Here is a 20719-nt window from a genome sequence, read left to right on the forward strand (position 1 = left end):
TCACCGATTGCCATTCAACTGTGCGCGGTAGGGCGCGAAGCGAATCCGCGTACCTGGCACGGCCTGTGCGGCCGCGTCGACGGCCGTCCGCGGTACGACGCCGATCACCGGGTACCCGCCGGTCACCGGTCGATCGGCCAGGAACAACGTGGGCCGGCCCTTGGTCGGAACCTGCAGCGCACCGAGCACCACGCCCTCACTTGCCAGTTCGCCGCCGCGCCGGCGCGGCAGTTCCGGCCCGTCGAGCCGGATACCGACGCGATCGGCGTCGGGCGTGACGACGAACTCGTCCTCGGCCAGTCGCGTCAGGGCGACGTCGGAGAACCAGTCGTCGCGCGGGCCGAGCATGAGCGGCAAGGTCAGCGACCACGTGCGCATCGCCGGGCCCGGAGCCAGGTCGGTTGCCGGCCAGTCCGCTTTGGCGTTGCCCACGTCCAGAACGTCACCCGCCCGCAGTGGCGGCGTACCGAGCTTGGCCATGGTGTCCCACGACATCGAGCCGAGCACGGACCGCCCCACGAACCCGCCTCGTACCGCGAGGTACGTGCGAAGCCCTTCGGTGGGGGCGCCCAGCGTCACGCGATCTCCCGCCCGTGCGGTGAACGCGGCATTGACAGCGTGCTGCCGGCCACCGCACGTCACCGCCACCGGGGCTCCCGTCACCGCGAGAAGCGCAGGCGCCTGGACGGTGAACGCCACGCGCCCCAGGGTGATTTCGATACCGGGCGCACCCGGCTGATTGCCGACGAGGCGGTTCGCCAGATCGTACGAGGCCCGGTCGGCGGCGCCGGATTGCCCTACCCCGAGGTGGGCCAGCCCGCGGCGACCGCGATCCTGCAGGAGCGCCATCACGCCGACGGATTCGACGGTGAGCCGGTTCATCGGCCCACGTCGCGGAACTGAACGGTCGCCCCGGGCCGCAGGGTAGCCGGCGACGCTGCCGCGCAGTCCCACAGCACCGCATCGGTGTGACCCAGGAGCTGCCAGCCGCCCGGAGAGACCCGGGGATAGACCGACGAGAACGCGCCGGCTATCGCCACGGCGCCGGCAGGCACGCGGATGCGCGCCTCGTCGCGGCGCGGCACCCGCAGCCGTGGATCCCCGCCGACCAGGTACGAGAATCCGGGGGCGAAACCGCAGAACGCGACGCGCCACGGCGTGCCGGTGTGTGCGGCGACCACCTCGGCGACGCTCAGTCCGGTCAGACCTGCCACCTCGGCGAGATCCTCACCGTCGTAACGTACGTCGATCACGTGGTGCTCGGTGTCCGTGGCCTGTTCGAGGCCCGGCCGCAGCGTTTCGAGCGCCGCCCGCAGCGCGCCTGCGCTGGTCTGTGCGGGGTCCAGGGTCACCAGCAGGGTGGTCAGCCCGGGCACCACCTCGACCACGCCTGGCAGCCCCGCGCGGTGGACCGCCGCGGCCCAGCGGTGAACCGCGCCGTTGTCCTCGAGGTCGAGCAGCCAGGCTTCCTCGCCGCACGGCCGAAGTTCGGGCACGAACGCCGGGTCGAGGGTCACCGAATGGGGAACAATTCGACGCCTGCGGCCTCGAGCGCGGCACGCGTCTTGCGTGCGATGTCGACAGCGCCCGGGGTGTCGCAGTGCACGAGCAAGGCTTCGGCAGTGACGTCGACCTCGCTGCCGTCGTTCGCGGTCAGATGGCCTTCGGTGACCATCTGCACGGCCCGCGCCGCGGCCGCGTCGGCATCGGTCAGCAGCGCGTTGGGCTCGCTGCGGGACTGCAGGAGACCCTCGGGCGTGTAGGCGCGGTCGACGAACGCCTCGGCGACCATGCGCAGGCCCGCCTCCTTGCCGAGTCGCCAAACCTCGGTGTCGACGGCGGCCAGAAGTGGCAGATCCCTGTTGAATTCGAGCGTGGCGTCGACGAGGGCCTGCGCGTGCTCGGTGTTCTTCGTGGCGACGTTCCACAGTGCGCCGTGCGCCCGGACGAAGTCGACCTTGCCGCCCGCCAGCCGCGCGAAGACCTCGAGTGCGCCCATCTGGTACAGCAGGTCGTCGCGCAGCTCGTCACCCGGCATGGCGATGTAGCGGCGGCCGAAACCGTGCAGATCCCGGTAACTCACCTGCGCGCCGATCGCGACGTTGTTCTTGACCGAGATCGCGCACGTGCGCCGCATGATGCCGGGGTCGCCGCCGTGGAAGCCGCACGCGATGTTGGCGCTCGTGACGATCTCGAGCAAGGCGTCGTCGTCGCCCAGGCTCCAACGGCCCAGTCCCTCACCGATATCGGTCGTCAGTGCTACTCGTGGCGCCATGGATCCTCCTGCACGCGTCAACTCGATCGTCTCGCGTCCGAGTATCCCCGGCGGAGCGGGCCGGGAACAGCGTCGGTCACTGAAGCTCATCCGTCAGTGGAACTGCCGATTCGCGGAATCGTCCGTGCAGCGACCGCCGGACGGCCCGCACCGAGGGATCGCCGGCCCGGGCCTGACGGGTCAAGGCGACCAAGGTCCGCGACCACCCCGTCTCGACCCGGATCAGCGTTGCGGTCTCCCGGTGCGGCGGCAGCACGAGTCGCGGCAGGATGCTCGCGGCCGCGCCCTGGTGGACCAACAGCAGCAGCAGGTCGAGGTCATAGGACTCGTATTGAACGGTCGGCGTGAAGCCGAGCCCGAGGCAGTGCTGGACGGACCAGGCGCGCGACGCGGCGCCGACGGGTTCCAAGGCCCACGGCAGCGAGCTGCCGGCCTTCACGACGTCGCGCCCTCGAAGCAGATCCGACGCCGCCACGATCTCCAGCGCGTCCTCGGCGAGCACCTCCCGGTGTACGTGGCGCGGCAACGAGGGCGCGGCGGCAGGGTACTCCTCGCTGACCACCAGGTCGAATTCACCGCTGAGCAGCGCTGGAACCGCGACTTCCGGCTCCGACTCGACGAGTTCGACCCGTAGTCCCTGATGGAGCTTCTGGCATCCCAACAAGGCCGGGACGAGCGCCCGGGCCGCGCTGCCGAACGCGGCGACCCGGCACGTGCCTGTCGGTGGATCCTCGCCGGAGCGCAACTCGGCATGGGCCAGTTCGAGCGCTGCCAGGATGTCGGCGGCCCGGTCGGCCAACCGCTGTCCGGCCTCGGTGAGCCGCACCCCGCGCCCGACCCGTTCCAGCAGCGCCGCGCCCGCCTCGCGTTCGAGCAACGCCAGCTGCTGGGAGATCCCGGACGGACTCATGTGCAGTGCTTCGGCCACCGCCGCGATGGTGCCGCGCTGGCTCAGCTCCACCAGAAAGCGCAGGCGTCGCACATCCAACATTCCCCGATCCTAGAAACACTTCAGTAATCCTGCCGGGTTGACGGCAGGAATCAGTGATTTTCTTCAAGCTGCGGCGGTACCTACCGTGTGGGACAGGAGGTATGCCGTGCTGACGACCGAATCGTTCTTGCTCAACCCAAGCTGGGCCGCGGGCCGGCCCGCGGAACCACGGGAGACCGGCGACATCCGGGACTTCCACTCGAACCTGCCGGACTACGCGGTCACGCCCTTGGTCTCGCTGCCGACGGTCGCCGAGGGTCTCGGGCTGGCAGCCGTACTGGTCAAGGACGAGTCCCTCCGCCTCGGACTGCCCGCGTTCAAGATGCTCGGTGCATCGTGGGCCGTGCATCGCGCGCTGCAGTCGAGTGATCGCGAGCGGCCCCGGCTCGTCACGGCCACCGACGGCAACCACGGCCGCGCCGTTGCGCGCATGGCCAAACTGACCGGACTTCCTGCGACCATCGTTGTGCCGCAAGGAGTTTCCGAGCGTGCGATCGAAGCCATCCGAACCGAGGGCGCCGAGGTGCGCGTCCTGGACCTGCCCTACGACGATGCGGTCAGGGCGGCCGCCGCGCTGGCCGACGCGGACGCCGACGCGCTGCTGGTGCAGGACACCTCGTGGCCCGGTTACGAAGACGTCCCCCAGTGGATCGTCGACGGTTACGCGACCTTGTTCGACGAGGCCGCCGATCAGGCCGCCGAGCTCGGTACCGGCGTCGACCTCATCGTGGTACCCGCCGGGGTCGGCTCGCTCGCCCACGCCGCGGTGACGTTCGGGCGCTCGCACCCCGACTGCCGCGTCGTGTCCGTCGAGCCCGACGTGGCCGACTGTGTGCGTGCCAGTCTGGCCGCGGGCACGCTCACGACCGTTCCGACGGGCCAGACCAGCATGGCCGGACTCAACTGCGGCACACCGTCTTATCTCGCCTGGCCCGATCTTGAGAAGGGCTTGGCAGGCGCGGTCGTGGTGGACGAGGACGCGGCCACACAGGCTGTCGCCGAACTCGGCCGGCTCGGCGTGGACGCCGGGCCGTGCGGCGCCGCGAGCCTCGCCGCGTTGCGGATCCTGGCTGCCGAACCGGCACGGTCATGCCTCGGCCTCGGCGCCGACTCCTCGGTCCTGCTGCTCAGCACCGAGGGTTCGCAAGCGTCCGGTTGACCCGGGCCGGCCTAGGCTGGGCCCTGATGGTGCGCCACGTGTTCTTCGACTTCTTCGGCACGCTCGTCGACTATGACCCGTCCACGCACCCGGCCTACAACGCGCCGTTGGCTTTTGCGCGCCGCGCGGGCTCGGCCATCTCCCCCGAAGCCGTGAACGAACACTGGCAGAACACGTGGGACGCGCTCGAGTCCGAAGCCGGCCGCACCGGTCGCGAGTATTCGATGCACCAAGTCGCACAACGATATTGGGCCGCCATCGGATCGCCTCCGGTATCCGGCGACGCCATCGACACCTTGATCGAGGAATACCTGGACGCGTGGACCGGCAACGTGCGGCCCGCCGCAGCCGCCCTTGACTGTGTGACCGACCTGGCTGTCGATCACCGGCTGACGATCGTCAGCAACACCCACGCACCCGCTCTGGTGCCACGGCTCGTACACCGGTTCGGCCTGAACAGCGCGGTCGACATGATCATCACGTCGGTCGAGGTCGGCTGGCGCAAACCGCACCCGAAGATCTTCGAGGCCGCCTTGCACGCGCGCGGTACGACGGCCGCGGACGTCGTGTTCGTCGGCGACAACTGGGCGGCCGACGTGGAAGGGCCGCGGCGGCTCGGCATGTCGTCGATCTACGTCGGCGGGCCCGAACCGGCGCGAGCCTCGACTGCGCTCACGGAACTGCCGCGGATCATTCGGTCGCTGCCGGCCCCACCTTGAGCGCAGGGTCGAGCGCGATGTCGCGGGCGTCGTCGGGCACCTTCGACCGAGGGCCGGCCGCGGGCGTCGCCCGCTCCAGGAATCGCAGCAGTTCGACCGGGAACGGCAGCACCACGGTGGAGTTCTTCTCCGCGGCGACCTCGACGACGGTCTCCAGCAGGCGCAGCTGCAGCGCCGCGGGTTCGCCGGCCATCACGTCGGCGGCCTGGGCGAGTTTCTCGGAGGCCTGCAGCTCACCGTCCGCGGTGATCACGCGGGCCCGCCGCTCGCGCTCGGCCTCGGCCTGCCGGGCGATCGAGCGCTTCATCGAGTCCGGCAGCACCACATCCTTGATCTCTACGCGGTCGATGTGGATGCCCCAGCCCAGCGCGGGGCTGTCGATGAGCAGTTCCAGCCCCTGGTTGAGCCGCTCGCGGTTGGACAGCAGGTCGTCGAGATTGCTCTTGCCGATGATCGACCGCAGCGAGGTCTGGGCGACCTGGCCGATGGCCGACATGTAGTCCTGCACGTCGACGACGGCCCGCACCGGATCCTCGACCTTGAAGTAGATGACGGCGTCGACCCGCACGGTCACGTTGTCGCGGGTGATGCCGTCCTGAGCCGGGATCGGCATCGTGATGATCTGCATGTTGACCTTCTGCAGCCGGTCGGCGACCGGGATCAGCATGGTCAGGCCCGGTGAGCGGACACCTTCGAGCACTCTGCCGAACCGGAACACCACACCCCGTTCGTATTGCCTGATCACGCGGATGTTGGCGAGCCCGAGCCACAGCAGACCCACGGCCGCGGCCCCGGCGGCGGCCAGGGAGTAAAGGATGCCCATGATCTGTCCTCGATTCGCGGCGTCAGCCGGACGAGGCATCCGGCCTCATATTCCGATTGTGCGTCGCGCATCGGTCCGCCGCCAGCACCCGATCCCCCGAGCAGTGAACACTGTGATTCATAGTGTCTACTGCAGAAACCGCCGCATCGAGGAGACGATTCATGACCGCAGCACCGCAGCCGATCCGCGTCATCCAGTGGACCACCGGCAACATCGGCAAGCGTTCCCTGCACGCGATCATCGGCAGGCCCGACCTGGAGCTGGTCGGCGTGTACGCGCACGGCGCCGACAAGATCGGTGTCGACGCGGCCGAACTCGCGGGCTGGCCGGAGCCCACCGGTGTCACCGCGACCAACTCCATCGACGAACTGCTGGCGTCGCGGCCCGACGCGTGCTGCTACAACCCGCTGTGGCCGAACGTCGACGAGCTGGTCCGGCTACTGGAGTCCGGCGTCAACGTGTGCTCAAGCGCAGCGTGGATCACCGGCGGCAAGCAGACACCCGAAGACCTCGACCGTATTCGGAAGGCTTGTGAGAAGGGCAATTCCACGATTTTCGGCAGTGGGGCGCACCCGGGGATGACCAACATGGTCGGCATGGTGCTTTCCGGGTCGTGCGAGCGGGTCGACGAGATCCGCATCACCGAGTCGGTTGACTGCTCGACCTACGAGTCGGCGGGCACCCAGGCGGCCATGGGCTTCGGCAAGGATCCCGAAACCCCCGGGCTGGCCGAGAGCGTGCGCGTGGAGAGCGAGGTGTTCGCCGAATCCGCGGCGATGATGGCCGACGCCATCGGCGCAAAACTGGATCGGATGAGTTTCGACGTGCAGTTCACCGCGGCGACCGACGACTCCGATCTGGGCTTCATGCAGATCCCGAAGGGCACCGTGGGCAGCGTCTACGGGTATCACCGCGGCTGGGTCGGCGACCGCAACGTCGTCAGCGTCGGCTTCAACTGGACCATGGGCGACCACGTCACGCCGCCCAAACCCCTTGAGCACGGCCACGTGATCCAGGTTTTCGGCCTGCCCAACATGCGCACCGTGCTGCACTGCCTGCCGCCCAAGGACTGGACCGAGCCGGGCTTCATGGGCCTCGGCATGATCTACACCGCGCTGCCGGTGACCAATGCGGTGCCCGCGGTGGTCGCCGCGCCACCGGGCATCGTGACGCTCAAGGATCTGCCGCCCGTGACCGGGCGCTTCGCCGGGTAACCGGACCCTCACTGGCCTTCGGAGTCGTCCACCGAGATCGCGACCCCGACCGCGCCGCTTCCCACATGCACGGCGAGCACGGGCCCCATGTCGGTGACCGACAAAGACTGCAGCTGCGGGAGCCGCGTGGTGAGGGCGGCACCGAGCTCGTCGGCGGCGTCGTGGTTGTCGACGTGATGGACCACCACGCCGGCCCGCCGGTCCCCGATCACCTGGGCCACCTGATCGACCAGTGCCGCATGGGCTTTCGAGCTGGTTCGGATCCGCTGCGACAGCACGAGCCTGCCGTCCTGATCGAGGCACAACAGCGGTTTGAGGGACAGCGCGGTGCCGAGCCACGACGCCGCGGTGCCGATCCGGCCGCTGCGCCGCAGGTTGTCCAACCGCTGCACGACGATGAACGCGTGCCCGCGCGGCACTGCGGTGCGGGCCGCGGACTCGACCGCGTCGAGGTCGTCCCCCGCCGCGGCGGACCGGGCCGCGGCCAGTGCGACGAACCCGACGCCCATGGCTGCCGAGCGTGAGTTCACCACCCGCACCGCCGGGCCGAACTCCCGCGCGGCCAGCACCGCCGAGCTGTAGGTGCTCGACAGCGCCGCCGAAATATGCACGGCGACGACACCATCACCGTTACTGTCGGCCAACGCCTGGCGATAAGCGTCGGCGAGTTCGGTCGGCGTGGCGCCCGCAGTCGTGACCCGCGGCCGGTCCTGGATGTCATTGGGCACCGGGTCGACACCGTCGCGCAAATCGGTCCCATCCTCGAGCACGTGCAGCGGAACCTGCCGGATCCGCCACTCGTCGCGCGCCTCGGGCTGCAGCCGGGCCGACGAGTCGGTGACCACCACGACCGGCATGTCAGTCCGGATTCTGTTGCCGGACACCGGCTGTCGCGAGCGCCTTGATCATCAGCTCGGCAACTGCCCGGTGGCCTTCGAAATTCCAGTGGATGCCGTCGGGGTTGCCGCGGCCCCCGAACACCTCGTCTGCGACCGCGGCCTTGAGATCCACCAACGGCACGTCATGTTCGTTTGCCCAGTCCGTGATCGCCCGAACCGTCGGTTCGCGGCCGTGGTGGGCCTTCCCGTAGGTCTCGGCGATGTGCACCGACGGCAGGGACGCCACGACCGGGATACCGGGCCGGTTGAAATCGATGGCGTTGCGGGTCATTTCGAGATATTCGACAGTCACGCGGGGCGGTAGCGCCGAGCGCGCGATCGGCGACAGCCGGGGTTGGACCCAGCCGTATCCATCCCGCACCCAGCGGCGCAGCCACGCCGGGCGCACGTACCGGATCAGCTCGCGCAGCGCGGTCGGCAGCGGCGACGGCAGCGAGTCCATGCCGCTGGTCGCGAAGATCACGGCACCGGCCCGCGGCAGGGCCGCCCACGCGCGCGGATCCTGCGTCGCGGCCCACCACACGTCGCGGCACGTCCAACCGATGCGGCCGATGAGCTCAAGATCCCAGCCCAGGTGGTCCGCGACGACGTTGGGCCAGATCCGTGGATCGTCTGACGGCAAACCGCCGGTGGGGCCGAAGTACGACAGCGAATCGCAGAACACGAGCAGCGTGCGCCGCTCGCGATCAGAGGACATCGTTGGCCACCTGCGCCGAGGCGTTCCACACGTCGAGCCGCCACTTGATGGCGTCGACGTCGGCGTCGTCGGCGGAATGCCCGGACAGCTGAACCCAACTCGCGTTGCCCATGCCTCCCAGGACCGGCCAATTGTCGACGGGGAGGCCGAGCAGGGCCGCGGTCAGGGCCGCGATCAAGCCGCCGTGGGCCACCAGCACGACCGGGCGTTCCGGCCCGTCGATGCCCCACTCGGGTTGCGCGGCAATGATTTCGCCCACCAGGGGCAGGCTGCGCGCGGCGACGTCCACCCGGCTCTCGCCGCCGTGCGGGGCCCACCGGGCGTCGTCGCGCCAGGCCAGCCGGGCACCCGGCGCGGCGGCGTCCACCTCGACGTGGGTCAGGCCCTGCCAGTCACCCAGGTGTGTCTCGCGCAGCCGCTGGTCGACCGTCACCGGCAGCCCCGCTCGGTCACCGAGTGTCACCGCGGTGTCGAGTGCGCGCTTGAGATCGGACGAGACGATGAGCAGAGGCTGGCGCTTGGCCAGCACCTCGGCGGCCGCCGCGGCCTGATCCCGACCCAGATCGGAGAGGTCGGTGTCGAGTTGGCCCTGCATCCGGCTGCCCGCGTTGTATTCCGTCTGGCCGTGGCGCAACAGCACCAGCCGGCGGATCCTCATTCCGGGGCCCCCTCGGAGTCACCGTCGACGTCGAGGTCGACCGGCACCGTCGGGCAGTCCCGCCACAGGCGGTCGAGCGCGTAGAAGTTGCGTTCCTCCTGGTGCTGGATGTGCACGACGATGTCGACGTAGTCGAGCAACGTCCAGCGGCCTTCACGGGTGCCCTCCCGGCGCGCGGGTTTGTAACCGGCCCGCCGCATCTTCTCCTCGACCTCGTCGACGATGGCGTTGACCTGCCGCTCGTTGGACGCCGATGCGATCACGAAGCAGTCGGTGATCACCAGCTGCCCGGACACGTCGATCACCACGACGTCGTCGGCCAGCTTGGCGGCCGCGGCGCGCGCCGCGACTGCCGCCATCTCGATGGCCTCGGCAGTTGCGCTCATCGGGCCGCCTCCTTGTATTCCGCGGTGTACAGCCTGCGCTTGGCCACGTACTGCACCACGCCGTCGGGAACCAGGTACCAGATCGGCCGCGACTCCTCGGCGCGTTTGCGGCAGTCGCTCGACGAGATCGCCAGCGCGGGCACCTCGACGAGGTTCAGCGTGTCGGCGGGTAGTTCCCGAATAGCCCCCGAGATGTGCTCACCGTCGAGCTCGTAGCCGGGCCGGCTCACGCCGACAAACCTCGCCATCGAAAACAGATCCTCCCAGTTCTGCCAGGACAGGATCGACGCCAGCGCATCAGCGCCGGTGATGAAGTACAGATCGGTGTCCGGGTTGAGTTCACACAGGTCGCGCAAGGTGTCCTTGGTGTAGGTCGGCCCGCCGCGGTCGATGTCGACCCGGCTGACCGAGAAGCGCGGGTTGGCAGCCGTGGCGATGACCGTCATGAGGTACCGGTCCTCGGCCGCGGTCACCCGGCGTGAGTGCTTCTGCCAGGGCTGTCCCGTCGGGACGAACACCACCTCATCCAGATCGAACAGATCGGCGACCTCGCTGGCCGCGACCAGGTGCCCGTTGTGGATGGGGTCGAACGTCCCACCCATCACGCCCAGCCTGCGCCGTGTTGCCACGAAGAGCCAGCTTACGGCAGCGTTGGCGGGCGTCAGCAGCGACGGGAACGGAGCCGGTGCGCCTCAGACCGGCAGCAGCCCGTCGATCACCGATGCCAGCTGCTTGGCCGAGCGGCATTCGTGCATCGTGATGACGTCGCGGTATCTGGGCACCGCCGAGTCGCCGCTGCCCCACAGGTGCTTGGGTTCGGGGTTGAGCCAGTGCGCATGACGGCTGGCGTTGACCATGTGCGCCAGCAATTCCGTCTCGGGATTGCGGTAGTTGTTCCGGCCGTCGCCGAGCACCAGCAGCGAGCTGCGCGGCGACAGCACGCTCGGATACTTCTCCAGGAAAGACACGAACGCGTGGCCGTAGTCGGAATGGCCGTCGCGCGTGTAGACGCCCGCCTCTCGGGTGATGCGCTGCACCGCGACCGCGAGGTCGGACTGGGGGCCGAAAAGTTCGGTGACCTCGTCGGTGGTGTCGATGAAGGCGAAGACGCGGACCCTGCTGAACTGCTGGCGCAGCGCCGCCACCAGCATCAGCGTGAAGTGGCTGAACCCGGCCACCGAACCGGAGACATCGCACAGCACCACGAGCTCGGGCCGCGCCGGATGCGGTTTCTTGAGCACCACGTCGATGGGCACCCCGCCGGTCGACATCGACTTGCGCAGCGTTTTGCGCAGATCGATCTCCCCGGCCCGCGACCGGCGGCGGCGGGCCGCGAGCCGGGTCGCCAGCGTGCGGGCCAGCGGCTGCACGGTCTTACGCATCTGTCGCAACTGCTCACCGGAGGCGCGCAGGAACTCGACGTTCTCCGCGAGCTGCGGAACGCCGTACATCTGCACGTGCTCACGGCCGAGCTGTTCTGCGGTACGCCGTTTGGTCTCCGCCTCGACCATCTTGCGCAGTTGGGAGATCCGCTGGGCGGCAAGCGCTTTGGCGATCTCCTCCTGCGTGGGTGTTGGCTCGTCGCCATACGGCGCCAACAGCCCGGCCAGCAGCCGGCCTTCGAGATCGTCCAGGCTCATGGCCTTGAGGGCCTGGTACGACGAGTACGACGGACCGCGGCTGGAGTTGTAGCGACCGTAGGCCTCGACGATCTGGGCGATCATCGCGGCGAGCCGGTCGTCGAGATTCGCCAGATCCTCGTTGTCGGCCAGCATCTGCACCAGGGCGTCGCGCATGGCCTCGATGTCCTCGGGCGGCAGCCCCTGGCTCTCCGGCGGGTGTTCGGGGTCGTCGTCCAGCACGGTGCGCGCGCCCAGCGCGGCCGGGAAGAACAGGTCGAACATCGCGTCGTAGGTGTCGCGGTGGTCGGCGCGGCGCAGCACCGCACACGCGATGCCCTCGCGCAATGCCTCCCGGTCCCCCAGGCCGAGCACCGTCAGAACCCGGCCGGCGTCGACGGTCTCCGACGGCCCCACTGAAATCCCTTGCCCGCGCAGGGCTTCGACGAACTCCACCAGATGCCCCGGCAGGCCGTTGGGGGCCAGCGGCTGAGGCGGGCGGGTGCGTCGCGCGACCATCAGTTGAGCCTGAGCTCACCGGCCGCCTTGACCTGATCGGATTGGTGTTTGAGCACCACGCCGAGCGTCGCGGCGATCATCTCGTCGTCGATGGTGTCCAGGCCGAGCGCCAGCACCGTGCGGCCCCAGTCGATGGTCTCGGCCACCGACGGCAGCTTCTTGAGCTGCATGCCGCGCAGCACGCCGATGATCCGCACGAGCTCGGACGCGATGTGCTCGGGCAGCTCGGGCACGCGCGACAGCAGGATGCGCCGCTCCAGGTCCGGGTCGGGGAAGTCGATGTGCAGGAACAGGCAGCGCCGCTTGAGCGCCTCGGAGAGCTCCCGGGTGGCGTTCGAGGTCAGCAGCACGAACGGCGGCCGCTCGGCGGTGATGGTGCCGAGTTCCGGCACGGTGACCGCGAAATCGGACAGCACCTCCAGCAGCAAGCCCTCGATCTCGATGTCGGCCTTGTCGGTTTCGTCGACCAGCAGCACCGTCGGATCGGTCCGCTTGATCGCGGTCAGCAGCGGACGGGTCAGCAGGAACTCCTCGCTGAACACGTCCATCTTGGTCTGGTCCCAGTCGCCGCCGCCGTTCTGGTTGCCGGTCTGGATGCGCAGGATCTGTTTGGCGTGGTTCCACTCGTACAGCGCGCGGGCCTCGTCGACCCCCTCGTAGCACTGCAGCCGCACGAGCCCCGAACCCGTCGACTGGGCCACGGCCCGGGCCAGCTCGGTCTTGCCGACGCCGGCAGGGCCCTCCACCAGCAGCGGCTTGCCGAGTCGGTCGGCGAGGAAAACCGCGGTGGCAGTGGCGGTATCGGGCAGATAGCCGGTCTCGGCCAGTCGTCGCGCGACATCGTCGATGTCGGCGAACAACGGCGCCGGGCGTGCGGGCACGCTCACGTGTTTCTCCCTTTGTCGTCTAAACCGGGCGGGTTTGGCCGTCGCCCCACACGATCCACTTGGTGGAGGTCAGCTCGGGCAGCCCCATGGGCCCGCGGGCATGCAGCTTCTGCGTCGAGATGCCGATTTCCGCTCCGAAACCGAACTGTTCCCCGTCGGTGAACGCCGTCGACGCGTTGACCATCACCGCGGCGGCGTCGACGCGTTCGGTGAAGCGTTGTGCGGCAGCGAGATCCGTCGTGACGATGGCCTCGGTGTGGCCCGTGCCGTACTCGTTGACGTGGTCGATGGCACCGTCCACGCCGTCCACGACCGCCACCGCGATGTCCATGGACAGGAACTCGGCACGCAGCTCGTCCTCGGACGGATCGGCGTGCACCGTGACGCCGGCGTCCTGCAGGGCCTTGGTCAGCCGAGGCAGCGCCGTATCGGCCACCGCGCGGTCCACCAGCAGGGTCTCCGCGGCGTTGCACACACTTGGTCGCCGGGTCTTGGAGTTCAGCAGGATGCTTTCGGCCAGGTCCAGGTCGGCCGACTCATGAACGTACACATGACAATTGCCAACGCCGGTCTCGATGGTCGGCACCTGCGCGTCGCGCACCACGGCCTCGATCAGGCCGGCTCCCCCGCGCGGGATCACCACGTCGACCAGGCCGCGCGCCTGGATCAGATGCGTGACGCTGGACCGGTCGTGGCTCGGCAGCAGCTGCACCGCGTCCCGCGTCAGGCCCTCGTTGCTCAGCGCCGCCTGCAGCGCCGCCACCAGGGCCGCGTTCGAGTGGGCCGCCGACGAACTCCCCCGCAGCAGCGCGGCATTCCCCGACTTCAAGGTCAGCCCGAACGCGTCGACCGTCACGTTCGGGCGCCCCTCGTAGACCATGCCGACCACGCCGAGCGGCACCCGTTGCTGCCGCAGCTGCAAGCCGTTGGGCAGCGTGCGGCCCCGCAGCACCTCGCCGACCGGATCCGGCAGGCCCGCGACCTGACGCAGGCCCGCGGCGATGCCGTCGATCCGCTGCGGGTTGAGCGCAAGCCGATCGAGCATCGCGTCGGGCGTCCCCGCTTCGCGGGCCACCCGCAGATCCTCCGCGTTGGCAGCGAGGATGTCGTGGGTGCGGGCGAGTACTGCGTCGGCAGCGGCATGCAGCGCCCGGTTCTTCGTCGTGGTGTTCAGGGTGGCCAGCGTGCGGGCCGCGACGCGGGCGCGGCGCGCGGCATCGTGGACCTGCTCACGGAGGTCTTGCGCGGGGGCGCTGACGGGCGGTGTCTGCACGCTCATCGTCCCAGGGTATCGGAGGTGTTCACGCGGTTCGACACGTGTCAGGCCCGGCTCGACTACGGTTGCCGGGTATGGCGGCTTCGCGGGTGTGCGTGGTGGGGAGCATCAACGCCGACCAGACGTTCGTCGTCAACACGCTGCCCCGCCCCGGTCAGACCGTGCTGGCCTCGTCGCTCACGTCGGCGCCCGGCGGCAAGGGCGGTAACCAGGCCGTCGCGGCCGCGCGGGCCGGCGCCTCGGTGGCCCTGGTGGCCGCTGTCGGCGACGATCCGGCCGCCGAGCTGCTGTGCGGGCACCTGCGCAGCAACGGCGTCAGCGCAGATGCCGTCGCGCGCATTCCGGGGCCGAGCGGCTCGGCCGTCGTCATCGTCGACGTCGTCGGTGAGAACAGCATCGTCGTGGCCCCCGGCGCCAATGCCCACCTCGAGGTGGGCTCGGCGGCGGCGCGCACCGCCATCGTGTCCAGTGACGTCGTCCTGATGCAGCTCGAGATCCCGCCTGCGACCGCGATCGCGGCGGCCCGGCTCGCGCGGGCGGCAGGCGCGGCCGTCATGCTCAACGCGTCCCCGCCCGGCACCAAGGCCCACCAGCTGCTCGCGCTGTCCGAATTGGTCGACGTGGTGGTGGTCAACGAGACCGAGGCCGCCGAATGGCACTGGCCGGTCAAGCATCTGGTGATCACGCGCGGCGCGCGCGGCGCCAGCTACGTCGGCGCCGACGAGCGGTTCGACGTGCCCGCGCCGCCGGTCGCCGCCGTCGACACCGCAGGCGCGGGCGACGTGTTCGCGGGCGTGCTGGCCGCGGGCTGGACGGCCGGCCACGAGACCGCATTGCGGCGTGCGTGCGTCGCGGGCGCGTTGGCGACTTTGGTGCGCGGTGCGGGCGATTGCGCGCCGACGGCGGCCGACATCGACGCCATGGCGACGCGGTGATCCGACCAACTGAACCCGATACCGTTGCCGTTATAGTCGGCTCTCATGACCCCGCGACCGCCCGAGGGCGACTGGCTCGGCACGCCGTATCTGCACTTCGAGCGCCAGGGGCCGTTCGGCGTCGTGACCCTGGATCGGCCCGAGGCCCGCAATGCGATGACGCCGGCGATGTACTTCGGTATTCGCTACGCCGTAACGCACGTCGAGGCCGATCCGGGCCTGGCCGGCCTGCTGATCACCGGGACCGGTGACGTTTTCGCGCCCGGTGGCGATCTCGGCGGCGGCGACGGCGTCGACGACTGGATGAGCTTCGGCGCGGCGCTGTCGATGGACGTCACGCCGTTCGAGACGCTGCGGCAGTCGGTCAAGCCCGTGGTGAGCGCGGTCAACGGGCTGTGCCAGGGCGGCGGCCTGCAGATCGCGATCTGCAGCGACATGGCGGTGGTGAGCGATCGGGCCACGTTCCGGGTTCCCGAGCTCTACCGCGGCATCGCCGACACCTACTACAGCCAGATGCTCGCGCGGCTCATCGGGCCGGTCCGTACCCGTGACCTGATGTTCACGGGCCGCACGCTGTCCGCGGCAGAGGCGGTCGACTGGGGCATGGTCGCGCGCATCGTGCCGCACGACGAACTGCTCGACGCGGCGCGCGAAGTGCTCGCGCAGTGCTGCCGGACCGCGCCCCGAGCCCGCGGCGTGGTCAAGTCCAGCCTGGACAACTACCTCGGGCTCTACGACCGCATCGGCATGAAAGCCAGCTACAGCGGCGAGGAAGCCATGGAGGGCTTCCGGGCCTTCAAGGAACGACGCTCCCCCGCGTGGGTGCATCCCGACCTGCGGGCGCAGGGCCGGCTCTAGCGCTCAGCCCTCGGGGATCTCCCGCTCGATCTCGTCGAGCCAGATGCGGGCCGACATGTCCGACGGCGCCCGCCAGTCCCCGCGCGGCGACAGCGACCCACCGTGGGACACCTTCGGGCCGTTGGGCAGGGCCGACCGCTTGAATTGCGAGAACGAGTAGAACCGCTGCGCGAACACCTGCAGCCAGTGCCGGATCTCCTTGAGCGAGTAAGCCGGTCGCTTGTCCTCGGGGAATCCGGCAGGCCAGTCGCCCAGCGCGGGATCGTGCCACGCATGCCACGCCAGGAATGCGACCTTCGACGGGCGGAATCCGTAGCGCAGCACCTGGAACAGTGAGAAGTCCTGCAGCACATACGGGCCGACCTTGGCCTCGCTGCTCTGGATCTCCTCGTCCTCGCCGGTGGGAACCAGCTCGGGGGTGATCTCGGTGTCCAGCACGGACTGCAGGATCTCGTTCACCTCGGGGCCGAACTGGTCCGACGAGATCACCCACCGGATCAGATGCTGGATCAGGGTTTTCGGCACCCCGCCGTTGACGTTGTAGTGCGACATCTGGTCGCCGACACCGTACGTCGACCAGCCCAGCGCGAGCTCGGACAGGTCACCGGTGCCCAGCACGATCCCGCCCCGCTGATTGGCCAGCCGGAACAGGTAATCGGTGCGCAGGCCCGCCTGCACATTCTCGAACGTGACGTCGTAGACCTTCTCGCCGCGGCCGAACGGGTGGTCCATCTCGGCGAGCATCAACTGCGCCGTCTGCTTGATGTCGATCTCTTCGAACGTGACGCCCAATGCGCGGCTCAGCCGGATCGCGTTGTTCTTGGTCCGGTCGCCGGTGGCGAAGCCGGGCAGGGTGAACGCGAGAATGTCGCTGCGCGGCCGGTTCTCGCGGTCCATGGCGCGCGCCGCGACGATCAGCGCGTGCGTCGAGTCGAGGCCGCCGGACACGCCGATCACGACCTTCGGGAAGTTCAGCGCCCGCAGCCGCTGCTCCAGGCCCGACACCTGGATGTTGTAGGCCTCGTAGCAATCCTGTTGCAGCCGGGACGGATCGGCCGGCACGAACGGAAAACGCTCGATCTCGCGCAGCAACCCGACATCGCCGTCCGGCGGGTCGAGCTGGAACTCGACGCGCCGGAACGCGTCGGTCGCGGCCCGGAAGTGCCTGGCGTTGTCGTCGAACGTGCCCATCCGCAACCGCTCCGAGCGCAGCAACTCCAGGTCGACGTCGGCCACCGAGCGTCGCTCCCCGCGCGGGAACCGCTCGCTCTCGGCGAGCAGCTGGCCGTTCTCCCAGATCATCGTCTGGCCGTCCCACGCCAGGTCGGTGGTCGACTCGCCTTCCCCGGCTGCGGCATACACATAGGCCGCCAGGCAGCGCGACGAGGCCGACCGGGCGAGCAGACACCGGTCCTCGGCGCGACCCACCGTGATGGGGCTGCCCGACAGGTTGGCCAGCACGGTCGCGCCGGCCAGCGCGGCCTGCGCGCTCGGCGGCACGGGCACGAACATGTCCTCGCAGATCTCGACGTGCAGCACGAAGCCGGGCAGGTCCGACGCCGTGAACAAGAGGTCAGGACCGAACGGCACGTCGGCGCCTGCGACGCGGATACTTCCCGTCATGTCGTCGCCCGGGGCCATCTGCCTGCGCTCGTAGAACTCGCGGTAGGTCGGCAGATACGACTTCGGCACCACCCCGAGGATCGCGCCGCGGTGGATCACCACCGCGGTGTTGTAGACGCGGTGGCGGTGCCGCAGCGGCGCCCCGACCACCAGGACGGGCAGCAGCACGGCCGACGCCGCGACGATCTCGACCAGGGCTTCCTCGACCGAATCCAGCAGCGTGTCCTGCAGCAGGATGTCGTCGATCGAATAACCCGACAGCGTGAGCTCGGGGAACACCGCGAGCGCGACGTTGTCGTCGTGGCAGTCCCTGGCCATCCTCAGCACCGATTCGGCGTTGGCAGGTGGGTCGCCGAGTGCGGTGTGGTGGGTGCAGGCAGCGACCCGCACGAAGCCCTGGTGGTACGCCGAGTAGAAGTCCATCGCGTTCATTGTCGCCCGAGAAGTGTCAAGAACGGGTGACGGGGTATCAACACTTGATGAGCGATACCGCCGTTCTCGTCATCGACATGCTCAACGCCTACGAGCACGAAGACGCCGAAGAGCTCGCTGCCAACGTCACCGGGATCATCGAACCGCTCGCCAAACTGGTCGCGACCGCGAAGGGACGCGACGACGTCGACCTGATCTACGTCAACGACAACTACGGCGATTTCACCGCGGACTTCAGCGACCTCGTGCGTGCGGCGCTCGACGGCGCGCGGCCGGATCTGGTGCAGCCGATCGTCCCCGAGGACGGCTGCCGGGTGTTGACCAAGGTGCGGCACAGCGCGTTCTACGCGACCGCGCTGGACTATCTGCTGGGCCGGCTGGGAACCCGCCGGGTGGTGCTGACCGGGCAGGTCACCGAACAGTGCATCCTCTACAGCGCGTTGGACGCCTATGTCCGGCATCTGGAGGTCGTCGTCCCGCAGGACGCGGTCGCCCATATCGATCCGCAGCTGGGCCAGGCCGCGCTGCGGATGATGCAGCGCAACATGAGCGCCGACATCGTGCCTGCCGCGCAATGCTTGTGAGCCCGGCCGCGCCTATCCTCGTTGACGTGGATGCCCCCGAACTCGTCGCCCTGCTGCAAGGACGCCGGGTCGCGGTGCTCACCGGTGCGGGCATGTCGACGGATTCCGGCATCCCGGACTACCGCGGACCGGATTCCCCGCCGAGCAATCCGATGACCATCCGGCAGTTCACGGCCGACGCGGCGTTCCGGCAGCGGTACTGGGCCCGCAACCACGTCGGCTGGCGGCACATGGACCTGACCATGCCCAACGCGGGCCACCGCGCACTGGCCACGCTGGAGTCCGCCGGCGTGGTGACGGGTCTGATCACGCAGAACGTGGACTTGCTGCACACCAAGGCCGGCAGCCGCGCCGTGGTGAACCTGCACGGCACCTATGCGCAGGTGGTGTGCCTGCGGTGCGGCCACACCATGACGCGGGCCGCGCTCGCCGACGAACTGGAACTCCTCAACCCGGGCTTTCTCGAGCGGGCGGAGCAGGTCGGCGGGATCGCGGTGGCCCCTGATGCCGACGCGGTCGTGACCGATACCGCAACGTTCCGCTATCTCGACTGCCCGGCCTGCGGCGGCATGCTCAAACCCGACATCGTGTATTTCGGCGAGAACGTGCCGAAAGAGCGTGTGGAACGGGCATATTCACTCGTCGACACGGCAGACGCCCTACTGGTCGCCGGATCGTCGCTGACGGTGTATTCGGGCTACCGGTTCGTGCGGCACGCCGTCGCCCGCGGCATGCCCGTCGCGATCATCAATCGAGGGCCGACGCGCGGTGACGAACTCGCGACCGTGAAGATCGACGCGGGATGTTCGGAGCTGCTGACCCTGCTGGCCGGCGAACTCACGAGAACGTACACGGCATCGCTCGGATAGCGTGCACGAAATTGCCCTGCAGATAAGCGGGTTCACCGGCAGCGAGGTCGGGCAGCTGGTGCAGCAGCTCACCGAAGATCGCGCGCAGCTGCGTCCTGGCGACATGCGCCCCCAGGCAGAAGTGCCGTCCGCCACCGCCGAAACCGAGGTGCGGGTTGGGCTTACGGCTCAGGTCGAACACCTCCGGGTGGTCGAACACCTCGGTGTCCCAGTTGCCTGACGCGTAGAACATCACGACCTTGTCACCCGCGGCGATCTGCTGTCCGCCGAGTTCGACATCGACCGCGGCGGTGCGGCGGAACGTCATCACCGGCGTCGCCCACCGGACGAACTCCTCGACTGCTCCGCCGATCCGATCGTCGAAATCTTCCATGAGCCAGGCTCTTTGGTCGGGGTGGTCGGTGAGCGCCTTGAGCGCGTGGCTGGTGGCCTGGCGCGTGGTGTCGTTGCCCGCGACCGCGAGCAGCACGAAGAAGGCGGCCACCTCGGCGTCGGTCAGCCGGTCACCGTCGACCTCGGCGTGCACCAGAGCGCTGATCAGGTCGGTGCCGGGGTTCTCGCGACGGTCGGCAGCCAGCTGATTGGCCACCTGATGCAGGTAGAACTGGTTGGCCACCAGCACTTCCAGCGCATTGCGGCCGTCGAGGTAGATCGGATCGGCCCACGACACCAAAGCGTCGGCGGCATGGGCGACCTGCTGGCGCTCGGATTCGGGGATACCGACCATGTCGGACAGCGTGCGGATGGGCAGTTCCTTGGCGCACTGCTCGACGAAGTCGACACCGCTGCCCGCAGCCTTGAGCTCCGCCACGATGGCCCTGGCGTTGTCCTTGATCGACGTCTCGATGCGGGCGACCTGCCGTGGCGTGAACGCCGAGTGCACGAGCTTGCGGATCAGCGTGTGGCGCGGCGCGTCCATCGCCAGAAACGACTGCGAAGCCTCGAGCAGCTCCTCGGGCACGCTGTCGAACAGCACGCCCTTGCCCGAGAGGAATGTCTCGCTGTCCCGGCTGACGGTGAGGATCTCGGCGTGGCGGGTGACGGCCCAGAACCCGGGATCCTCGGGATCGGGCATAAGCGTCTCCTCGACCGGCCGGTGCCAGCTGACCGGCCGCTCCGCGCGCAACTGCGCGAAGGACTTCTCGCGTTCGGCGGCGGTGGTGGACCAGAAGGCCTTCGAGGAGATGTCGATCGGATCGTACGGACGCGACGACATCGTTGTGATCGGCGACACAGTCATGAGGCTGACAATAAGTCTAGACACTATGTCTAGTCAAGATGTGCCAACGGCCGATA

The 20719-nt window shown here is 69.1% G+C and carries 22 protein-coding genes; 7 read left to right on the top strand and 15 right to left on the bottom strand.

Going from position 1 to position 20719, the window contains the following annotated elements:
• From G6N67_RS37795 to G6N67_RS37810, 4 genes are all read right to left on the bottom strand, one after another.
• Positions 1-882, bottom strand: a complete 882-nt coding sequence (locus G6N67_RS37795) for a 5-oxoprolinase subunit C family protein (RefSeq protein ID WP_036442674.1) — start codon at positions 880-882, stop codon at positions 1-3.
• A complete protein-coding gene (locus G6N67_RS37800; RefSeq protein WP_051579306.1) occupies positions 879-1517 on the bottom strand; it encodes a 5-oxoprolinase subunit B family protein in 639 nt (212 codons plus the stop codon). Before G6N67_RS37800 ends, G6N67_RS37795 begins: the two co-directional genes overlap by 4 nt.
• Positions 1514-2275: a LamB/YcsF family protein gene (locus G6N67_RS37805; RefSeq protein WP_036442672.1), complete on the bottom strand. Its 762-nt coding sequence runs from the start codon at positions 2273-2275 to the stop codon at positions 1514-1516. Before G6N67_RS37805 ends, G6N67_RS37800 begins: the two co-directional genes overlap by 4 nt.
• Before the next feature lie 76 nt (positions 2276-2351).
• Entirely contained in the window at positions 2352-3266 is a 915-nt protein-coding gene (locus tag G6N67_RS37810) for a LysR family transcriptional regulator (RefSeq protein ID WP_036442670.1), read from the bottom strand.
• Positions 3267-3372: 106 nt separating this feature from the next.
• On the opposite strand from G6N67_RS37810, the gene G6N67_RS37815 reads away from it, so the two are divergent.
• On the top strand, positions 3373-4425 hold the full coding sequence (locus G6N67_RS37815) for a diaminopropionate ammonia-lyase (RefSeq protein WP_235684096.1): 1053 nt from the start codon (positions 3373-3375) through the stop codon (positions 4423-4425).
• Between the two features lie 26 nt (positions 4426-4451).
• Positions 4452-5144 carry an HAD family hydrolase gene (locus G6N67_RS37820; protein ID WP_036442668.1) on the top strand — a complete coding sequence of 231 codons (693 nt, stop codon included), beginning with the start codon at positions 4452-4454 and terminating at the stop codon, positions 5142-5144.
• Here G6N67_RS37820 and G6N67_RS37825 read toward each other — a convergent pair.
• Positions 5116-5967: an SPFH domain-containing protein gene (locus G6N67_RS37825; RefSeq protein WP_036442666.1), complete on the bottom strand. Its 852-nt coding sequence runs from the start codon at positions 5965-5967 to the stop codon at positions 5116-5118. The genes G6N67_RS37820 and G6N67_RS37825 overlap by 29 nt on opposite strands.
• A 161-nt stretch (positions 5968-6128) precedes the next feature.
• On the opposite strand from G6N67_RS37825, the gene G6N67_RS37830 reads away from it, so the two are divergent.
• Positions 6129-7181: an NAD(P)H-dependent amine dehydrogenase family protein gene (locus G6N67_RS37830; protein WP_036442664.1), complete on the top strand. Its 1053-nt coding sequence runs from the start codon at positions 6129-6131 to the stop codon at positions 7179-7181.
• 8 nt (positions 7182-7189) lie between these two features.
• Here G6N67_RS37830 and G6N67_RS37835 read toward each other — a convergent pair whose 3' ends face one another.
• The 8 genes from G6N67_RS37835 to G6N67_RS37870 form a co-directional block, all read right to left on the bottom strand.
• Positions 7190-8038: a DegV family protein gene (locus G6N67_RS37835; RefSeq protein WP_036442662.1), complete on the bottom strand. Its 849-nt coding sequence runs from the start codon at positions 8036-8038 to the stop codon at positions 7190-7192.
• Between the two features lies 1 nt (position 8039).
• Entirely contained in the window at positions 8040-8777 is a 738-nt protein-coding gene (gene octT, locus G6N67_RS37840; protein ID WP_036442660.1) for a diglucosylglycerate octanoyltransferase, read from the bottom strand.
• Positions 8767-9435 (bottom strand): glucosyl-3-phosphoglycerate phosphatase, encoded by a 669-nt coding sequence (gpgP, locus tag G6N67_RS37845; protein WP_036442658.1) that lies wholly within the window; start codon positions 9433-9435, stop codon positions 8767-8769. The genes octT and gpgP overlap by 11 nt, the downstream gene beginning before the upstream one ends.
• Positions 9432-9821, bottom strand: a complete 390-nt coding sequence (gene rsfS, locus G6N67_RS37850; RefSeq protein ID WP_036442656.1) for a ribosome silencing factor — start codon at positions 9819-9821, stop codon at positions 9432-9434. Before rsfS ends, gpgP begins: the two co-directional genes overlap by 4 nt.
• A complete protein-coding gene (gene nadD / locus G6N67_RS37855; protein WP_073909014.1) occupies positions 9818-10450 on the bottom strand; it encodes a nicotinate-nucleotide adenylyltransferase in 633 nt (210 codons plus the stop codon). Before nadD ends, rsfS begins: the two co-directional genes overlap by 4 nt.
• Before the next feature lie 63 nt (positions 10451-10513).
• Positions 10514-11959, bottom strand: coding sequence for a vWA domain-containing protein (locus G6N67_RS37860; protein WP_036442652.1), 1446 nt, complete (start codon positions 11957-11959; stop codon positions 10514-10516).
• Complete coding sequence (locus G6N67_RS37865) at positions 11959-12846, bottom strand: AAA family ATPase (RefSeq protein ID WP_036442651.1); 888 nt, start codon at positions 12844-12846, stop codon at positions 11959-11961. The genes G6N67_RS37860 and G6N67_RS37865 overlap by 1 nt, the downstream gene beginning before the upstream one ends.
• 19 nt (positions 12847-12865) lie before the next feature.
• Positions 12866-14125: a glutamate-5-semialdehyde dehydrogenase gene (locus G6N67_RS37870; RefSeq protein ID WP_036442649.1), complete on the bottom strand. Its 1260-nt coding sequence runs from the start codon at positions 14123-14125 to the stop codon at positions 12866-12868.
• Positions 14126-14196: 71 nt separating this feature from the next.
• Between G6N67_RS37870 and G6N67_RS37875 the strand changes: the two genes are divergently transcribed.
• Positions 14197-15057 (top strand): ribokinase, encoded by an 861-nt coding sequence (locus G6N67_RS37875; RefSeq protein ID WP_036442647.1) that lies wholly within the window; start codon positions 14197-14199, stop codon positions 15055-15057.
• A gap of 45 nt (positions 15058-15102) precedes the next feature.
• Positions 15103-15915 carry an enoyl-CoA hydratase/isomerase family protein gene (locus G6N67_RS37880; protein ID WP_036442645.1) on the top strand — a complete coding sequence of 271 codons (813 nt, stop codon included), beginning with the start codon at positions 15103-15105 and terminating at the stop codon, positions 15913-15915.
• Between the two features lie 3 nt (positions 15916-15918).
• On the opposite strand, the gene G6N67_RS37885 is transcribed toward G6N67_RS37880, so the two are convergent.
• Positions 15919-17961: an NAD(+) synthase gene (locus G6N67_RS37885; protein WP_036443341.1), complete on the bottom strand. Its 2043-nt coding sequence runs from the start codon at positions 17959-17961 to the stop codon at positions 15919-15921.
• Between the two features lie 56 nt (positions 17962-18017).
• Here G6N67_RS37885 and G6N67_RS37890 point away from each other — a divergent pair, with 56 nt between their 5' ends.
• Both G6N67_RS37890 and G6N67_RS37895 read left to right on the top strand, forming a co-directional pair.
• Positions 18018-18554: a cysteine hydrolase family protein gene (locus G6N67_RS37890; RefSeq protein ID WP_036442642.1), complete on the top strand. Its 537-nt coding sequence runs from the start codon at positions 18018-18020 to the stop codon at positions 18552-18554.
• A gap of 26 nt (positions 18555-18580) precedes the next feature.
• Complete coding sequence (locus G6N67_RS37895) at positions 18581-19423, top strand: NAD-dependent protein deacetylase (RefSeq protein WP_036442640.1); 843 nt, start codon at positions 18581-18583, stop codon at positions 19421-19423.
• Here the strand turns inward: G6N67_RS37895 and G6N67_RS37900 are convergent.
• Positions 19392-20663, bottom strand: coding sequence for a cytochrome P450 (locus G6N67_RS37900; RefSeq protein ID WP_036442638.1), 1272 nt, complete (start codon positions 20661-20663; stop codon positions 19392-19394). The two genes, G6N67_RS37895 and G6N67_RS37900, sit on opposite strands and share 32 nt — an antisense overlap.
• Positions 20664-20719 lie beyond the last annotated feature (56 nt).

Source organism: Mycolicibacterium mageritense (assembly GCF_010727475.1).
Classification (GTDB): domain Bacteria; phylum Actinomycetota; class Actinomycetes; order Mycobacteriales; family Mycobacteriaceae; genus Mycobacterium; species Mycobacterium mageritense.

Coding starts and splice junctions, on each gene's coding strand:
- G6N67_RS37795 (WP_036442674.1), bottom strand. CDS start 882: ATGAACCGGCTCACCGTCGAATCCGTCGGCGTGATGGCGCTCCTGCAG.
- G6N67_RS37805 (WP_036442672.1), bottom strand. CDS start 2,275: ATGGCGCCACGAGTAGCACTGACGACCGATATCGGTGAGGGACTGGGC.
- G6N67_RS37810 (WP_036442670.1), bottom strand. CDS start 3,266: ATGTTGGATGTGCGACGCCTGCGCTTTCTGGTGGAGCTGAGCCAGCGC.
- G6N67_RS37820 (WP_036442668.1), top strand. CDS start 4,452: ATGGTGCGCCACGTGTTCTTCGACTTCTTCGGCACGCTCGTCGACTAT.
- G6N67_RS37825 (WP_036442666.1), bottom strand. CDS start 5,967: ATGGGCATCCTTTACTCCCTGGCCGCCGCCGGGGCCGCGGCCGTGGGT.
- G6N67_RS37830 (WP_036442664.1), top strand. CDS start 6,129: ATGACCGCAGCACCGCAGCCGATCCGCGTCATCCAGTGGACCACCGGC.
- G6N67_RS37835 (WP_036442662.1), bottom strand. CDS start 8,038: ATGCCGGTCGTGGTGGTCACCGACTCGTCGGCCCGGCTGCAGCCCGAG.
- octT (WP_036442660.1), bottom strand. CDS start 8,777: ATGTCCTCTGATCGCGAGCGGCGCACGCTGCTCGTGTTCTGCGATTCG.
- gpgP (WP_036442658.1), bottom strand. CDS start 9,435: ATGAGGATCCGCCGGCTGGTGCTGTTGCGCCACGGCCAGACGGAATAC.
- rsfS (WP_036442656.1), bottom strand. CDS start 9,821: ATGAGCGCAACTGCCGAGGCCATCGAGATGGCGGCAGTCGCGGCGCGC.
- G6N67_RS37860 (WP_036442652.1), bottom strand. CDS start 11,959: ATGGTCGCGCGACGCACCCGCCCGCCTCAGCCGCTGGCCCCCAACGGC.
- G6N67_RS37870 (WP_036442649.1), bottom strand. CDS start 14,125: ATGAGCGTGCAGACACCGCCCGTCAGCGCCCCCGCGCAAGACCTCCGT.
- G6N67_RS37875 (WP_036442647.1), top strand. CDS start 14,197: ATGGCGGCTTCGCGGGTGTGCGTGGTGGGGAGCATCAACGCCGACCAG.
- G6N67_RS37880 (WP_036442645.1), top strand. CDS start 15,103: ATGACCCCGCGACCGCCCGAGGGCGACTGGCTCGGCACGCCGTATCTG.
- G6N67_RS37885 (WP_036443341.1), bottom strand. CDS start 17,961: ATGGACTTCTACTCGGCGTACCACCAGGGCTTCGTGCGGGTCGCTGCC.
- G6N67_RS37890 (WP_036442642.1), top strand. CDS start 18,018: ATGAGCGATACCGCCGTTCTCGTCATCGACATGCTCAACGCCTACGAG.
- G6N67_RS37900 (WP_036442638.1), bottom strand. CDS start 20,663: ATGACTGTGTCGCCGATCACAACGATGTCGTCGCGTCCGTACGATCCG.